This window comes from Intrasporangium sp. (assembly GCF_030452765.1).
In the GTDB taxonomy this organism is placed as follows: Bacteria; Actinomycetota; Actinomycetes; order Actinomycetales; family Dermatophilaceae; genus Intrasporangium_A.
Genome location: NZ_JAKDLO010000255.1, coordinates 1 through 5,104 on the forward strand (window position 1 = coordinate 1; position 5,104 = coordinate 5,104).

Below are 5,104 nucleotides of genomic sequence, written 5' to 3' on the forward strand. Positions count from 1 at the left end.
GCGGGGACCGCCCCGCCTCGCCCCCGCCCGTCCGAGCCTCGGCGACGTGCCTCGCGGTCGTCATCGGGGACTACGCCTCCGACACGGACGTACGCCCACTGCCCGAGGCGGTCGAGGAGGGCAAGGCGATCGCCTTCGCCTACGGCGGGTTGCCACTGACGGCGACCGAGGCAGACCTCGCACGGCTGCTCGGCAACCAACTCGAGCGCAACGGTGCTCCCTTCGGACCGACGGCGGTTCACGTGGCCGCCCATGGGGAGGTGAACCCGACCATGCAGCAGTACACCGGGATCGTCCTCAGCGAGACGTTGCGCCGGCTCGACCCCTTCGTCGTCCAGGGATCGTCACTGACCCGGGAGACGAAGCCCTTCGTCTTCCTCAACGCCTGCCAGGTGGGGACGGCCGGATCCGTGCTGAGCGACTACGGCGGTATGGCGGGGGCCTTCGTGTCCGAGGGGTGCAGCGGGTATGTCGCACCCCTGTGGAGCGTCAACGACCTCGTGGCCAGGCGGTTCGCGGAGGAGTTCTATGCCGCTGCCCTGACCGCCGGCACGTCCGTCGCCGAGTCCCTGCGGCAGTTGCGCAGCCGTTATGCCACTGCCTGGGACCTGCACACGGCCTCGTCGTTGGCCTACGTGTTCTATGGGCACCCGGAGCTGACGTTCGTTCGCTGAGCGGTCGCCGTGGGGGTGCTCGAGTGTCGGGGTGACGCATTCAGGGTGACCGCATTCAGGGTGAACAGGCGATCTGGGTGAACAGCGGTAGGGGCCAAGATCGGAGGGACGCATGGCACAGCTTGACGCGAGCGCGCGGCGAATCGACCTGGGGCGAGGGGTCGTCATCACGGCGCCCGGCCTTCGGGGGACCGCCGTCCTGCAGCAGGGCAACCTCGGCGGGCGCGGCGGCGAGCCGGACCGGACGACCAACGTGTGGCAGGACGCCTTGGCGCGCGCCGAGATGCGCCAGGTCATCGCCGTGGAGGTGCAGGCGACCGAGGCGCCCGCCGGCGCAGGGGGTGTCGGCGCAGGCGCAGGCACACGCGCAGGCACACGCGCAGGCGCAGGTTCGGCGGCTGGCGCGGTGGCGCGAGGGGCGCGGGCGACGGTTCGCTTCGTCATGCCCCGCGTCGTGGCGGCCCCGCGGGTGCGGGAGGGGGAGGCTGCTGCCGGAGTCGCCGACCGGTCCCTGATCACCCTCATCGGCAAGAAGATCCTGTCGGTCCTCGTCTATCGCGTCGTGACCGAGCTCGTCGGAGTAGCAGCCCAGTTCGTCGCCAGCGTGTGGGAGCGCTCGCATCGGCCCACCCACCTGCGAGACTTCGGGCCAGCGGCATACGGACTGGCGCCCACGCCACAGGTGGCGGGCGAGGGGTTCGACGGCTCGCGGCTCACCTCGGGCCGTTCGCTCATCTTCCTGCACGGTGCCTTCAGCACCGGCCGCGGTTCCTTCGGGGCGCTACGGCGCACGATTCTCGTCGCAACCCCCGATTCCGGTACCCCGCTGGCCGACGGGAAGCTGCTGGGCACCTACGTCGACCGCATGACCACCCTGCTCGACCTCGTCCCCCCGGGGCCCTGGACGGTCGTGCTCGACGTGCTCGACGCCGTCCTCGAGGTGGTCAAGATCCTCGGTCAGGGTGCGCTCGGCGGACTGCCCGGGCTGGCGTCGATGCGCCCCGGCAGCGAGTTCCTGGCCGGGATCGCCGCGACGGCACCCGACCCGAGTCGGCTGTTTGCCATCGACGCCGACTTCGAGCCGGAGGGGTCGCTGGCGGCGTTGTGGCGGCTGCCGGATTCGCTGCTGGACAAGGTCTTCGGCGACAGGCCCAACGACGCAGTGGCCCATGCGAGAGCGTCGGGTATGTCGGCGGACCGCGCGGTCTCCGGGTGGGCGACGGCCACGCCCTGCACCTGAGGGCTGACGCCGGCGCCTGGCACTGCTCCTACTTCAGGCACGAGCGAGTCGCACGGGCCTTGAGCGACTGGCTGCCCGGCTGACTCGGTCGTCACGCGTCATGTGCAGCGTGGGCGGCGATGGTTTGGGGACCTGGGGCTCCCTGAACTCGCTCCCCTCGGGTCCGTCCTCGATCGGCGCGACGATGTCCCAGCCGGCGTCCGGATGCGACCGTCAACTCCGCACTCATCACGACAGGCGGACTCGCCGGATAGGCAGCGCGACCCGCGCCCATGACCGAAACGTAGGTGCCCCCTTCTCCAGAGTTTGCGGTTTGGCTGCGGCACCGCCAGAGGCGGGTGTATATAGCGGATTGCGGGGCATCGTCGATCGGGCCCGGAACCCTCCTCAAAGGGGGTGACGTCACGACACGGGAGCAAGGCCGGTAAAGCGCCGGCACACTTCCTCGCGCCGACCGTCCATGGCCTCACCAGTCATTCGATCGTTCCGGATGTCGCGTGGTGTCCGCCAGCGGCGCCCCACGACTCTCACGCAACATCGCGTTTGTCAGCTCATCAGGAGGACCTCATGCTTTCGAATGCAACCGTCACCGCCAACATCCCCGCCGCCGATCTGGCGCGGGCCCGATCCTTCTACGCCGATACCCTCGGCCTGGAGCCGGCCACCGAGTTCGGCGACGCCGGAATGCTGCTCTACCGCACCGTGGGCGGCACGGTGTTCAGCGTCTACCGGACCGAGTACGCCGGCCAGGCCGGACACACCATTGCCCAGTTCCACGTCGATGACGTCGTGGCCGAGGCGCGGGCCCTGCAGGCCAAGGGTGTTGCACTCGAGACCTACGACATGCCGGGCGTGGAGTGGGACGACGGCATCGCCGACCTGGGTGCGATCGGCAAGGCGGCCTGGTTCAAGGACAGCGAGGGAAACATTCTGTGCATCGACTCGGGCTTCCCGGAGGGCTGACCAGCGGGCCCGGCGGCGTCGTTCGAGACAAGGGCGTATGCCGCCCACCGCGCTGACGGGTCGCCGCGAGCTCGTCCCTCGACCCCGTCCGGCAGCGGACTCGCCGCAATGACGACGAGTGGCGCCTTCATCACGTGCGGACCCGACGCTTCATAATGCTGCTGTTGCTGCTAGTATGGCTGCATGGGTGTGGCGATCACAGTGCGCGACGTGCCGGACAGGGTCAGGGATGAGCTCGCGGCACGCGCGGCCCGGGCCGGGATGTCCTTGCAGGAGTACCTCCGCGGCATGCTCGTCCAGAGCGCTTCACGACCCGCCGTCGACGACCTCATCGCGCGGGCTCGCTCTCGTGTGGAGACGACAGGCGTTCGCATCGCCCGCGGGTCGATCCTCGCTGCCCGCGATGCCGACCGACGGTGAGAACGCCCATCGTCTGCGACGCCTCCGCGGTCGTCGCGATGCTGCTGGACGCCGGGCCGGACGGGCGCTGGGCCACCGGCGCCCTCACCGGAGCCGACCTCGCAAGCCCGAGCCTGTTCGCCTTCGAGGCAGCCAACATCGTCCGGCGCCACGAGCTGGCCGGGCTGGTCACCGCAGACCAAGCTGTCCAGGCCCACGCCGACCTGCTTGACCTGGCCGTCGAACAATGGCCTTACGAGCTCCTGGCACCCAGAGCGTGGCAGCTGCGCGGCAATCTGACGACCTACGACGCCAGTTACGTCGCCCTCGCTGAGCTCCTCGAGGTCACCCTCGTCACACTTGACCGCGGCATTGCCCGCGCACCAGACCTGCGCTGCACTGTCAGCACTCCGTAACTGGTCCATGACCAGCACTCCGAAGCGGTTGGTGCCGGCCGTGCCGGTGGCCTCGTTCCGATCGACATGTCAACGGCACCAATGGCGCACAGTCAGTTGCCGCCGCGATGCGTCGTTGGCGACGAGCGACATCATGAGCGGTGCGGACTCGAGGGCTCCTGCCGCGCATCAGGCCCGACTCAGGGCGTGCGGTCGAGGGCCGGCCACAATCTCGTTCGCGATGCTCCCCAACACCTGAGCCTCGACCGTGACCAGGTCGCCCGGCTTCACCCAAGGGTAGGCATCGGGTCCGTGTAGGGCCTGCAACTCCAGGATGCAACCCCTTCCGCACGTGCCGGACCCGAAGACATCGCCGGGCACCACCTTCGTGCCACGAGCGGCATACGAGATCGCGTCGGAGAACGACCAGTACATGTTCGCAAAGCTCCCAGTGCCGTAGTCCTGGTCATTGACGTTGACGGACACGGTCAAGTCGAATCCGTTGCCCTTCCGGTACGGCTCGAGCTCGTCGGGGGTGACCAGCACGGGCCCGAGGGTCGTGGCGGTGTCCTTGCCCTTGGCCGGGCCCAGCCCGAGTTTCATCTCCTCACCCTGCAAGTCGCGGGCGCTCCAGTCGATGAAGAGGCAGTATCCAGCGATCAGGGCCTCGGCCGCCTCGGGCGGAACGTTGGCTCCGGGCCAGCCGATGACCGTGGCCAACTCCAGCTCGTAGTCGTAGTTCTCCGATCCCGGCGCCACCGGGATCGCTGGTCCTGTGGCGGCAATGGCGACCGGATTGGTGAAGTAGAACACCGGCTGCTTGTACCAGCCCGGGTCAACGGGTCGACCCAGGCCGCGGCTGGCGTTGATGACGTGTTCCTCGAACATCATGAAGTCGCGGACGGACGGCGGTCTCGGGATCGGTGGTGCCAGCTGGATGGCCTCCATGGGGAAGAACGGTCCGTGATCGAGCAGTGCCTGTCCGGTCGCCGCGAAGTCGTCACGTGATGCGCCGAAGCAGCCGATCATTGTCGCCCCGGGTTGGGCTGCAGCGACTCCCCCGTCGCGGATGACCCCGACACGCTCCCTCGGGTCGTCCTTCGTGTGAAATGTCAACCACTTCATGGGTACCCACCTCTTCTCGTCCAACGTCGGTTCAAGCAAGGCAATGCATCGGTTGGGCGCCGTTGAGAGTGCGCATGTCGCCGATCGCGGCAGCCAAGTCGATCTTCCCGCCAGCCGGAGTCCCCGACAGTTCTGCCATGGCGCGGTGGAGGTTTCCCGCCAGTCGTTCTGTGTCATGCCACTCGGCATAGCGGCCCAGGTCGGTCGCACGCGCGGCCTCCAGTGGGGGAACTCCGGAATGGTGCAATGGCCATGATTTAAGGTCGAATGTCCGGCGAGAGCCGATGGATCGTGATCGTGTGGCTGAC

6 protein-coding genes and 1 pseudogene are annotated in these 5,104 nt (G+C 68.5%); 5 read left to right on the top strand and 2 right to left on the bottom strand.

Annotated features, from left to right (window positions below):
- From L0H79_RS20670 to L0H79_RS20690, 5 genes are all read left to right on the top strand, one after another.
- The coding region (locus L0H79_RS20670; protein ID WP_301486523.1) for a CHAT domain-containing protein at positions 1–674 on the top strand (674 nt) is incomplete at its 5' end.
- A gap of 112 nt (positions 675–786) precedes the next feature.
- A complete protein-coding gene (locus L0H79_RS20675) occupies positions 787–1,914 on the top strand; it encodes a hypothetical protein (protein ID WP_301486524.1) in 1,128 nt (375 codons plus the stop codon).
- 567 nt (positions 1,915–2,481) lie between these two features.
- Positions 2,482–2,877 carry a VOC family protein gene (locus L0H79_RS20680; RefSeq protein ID WP_301486525.1) on the top strand — a complete coding sequence of 132 codons (396 nt, stop codon included), beginning with the start codon at positions 2,482–2,484 and terminating at the stop codon, positions 2,875–2,877.
- A 183-nt stretch (positions 2,878–3,060) separates the two neighbouring features.
- The gene (locus tag L0H79_RS20685) at positions 3,061–3,297 is read left to right on the top strand and encodes a hypothetical protein (protein WP_301486526.1); all 237 of its coding nucleotides are present in this window, start codon (positions 3,061–3,063) and stop codon (positions 3,295–3,297) included.
- On the top strand, positions 3,294–3,692 hold the full coding sequence (locus L0H79_RS20690; protein ID WP_301486527.1) for a type II toxin-antitoxin system VapC family toxin: 399 nt from the start codon (positions 3,294–3,296) through the stop codon (positions 3,690–3,692). Before L0H79_RS20685 ends, L0H79_RS20690 begins: the two co-directional genes overlap by 4 nt.
- Before the next feature lie 168 nt (positions 3,693–3,860).
- Here L0H79_RS20690 and L0H79_RS20695 read toward each other — a convergent pair whose 3' ends face one another.
- Entirely contained in the window at positions 3,861–4,796 is a 936-nt protein-coding gene (locus L0H79_RS20695; protein ID WP_301486528.1) for a fumarylacetoacetate hydrolase family protein, read from the bottom strand.
- Positions 4,797–4,827: 31 nt separating this feature from the next.
- Positions 4,828–5,104 (bottom strand): annotated as a pseudogene (locus L0H79_RS20700) (hypothetical protein); the annotation flags it as partial.

Bases quoted from the DNA above. Each gene is read 5' to 3' on its own strand.
- L0H79_RS20675 (WP_301486524.1), top strand. From the start codon at position 787: ATGGCACAGCTTGACGCGAGCGCGCGGCGAATCGACCTGGGGCGAGGG.
- L0H79_RS20680 (WP_301486525.1), top strand. From the start codon at position 2,482: ATGCTTTCGAATGCAACCGTCACCGCCAACATCCCCGCCGCCGATCTG.
- L0H79_RS20685 (WP_301486526.1), top strand. From the start codon at position 3,061: ATGGGTGTGGCGATCACAGTGCGCGACGTGCCGGACAGGGTCAGGGAT.
- L0H79_RS20695 (WP_301486528.1), bottom strand. From the start codon at position 4,796: ATGAAGTGGTTGACATTTCACACGAAGGACGACCCGAGGGAGCGTGTC.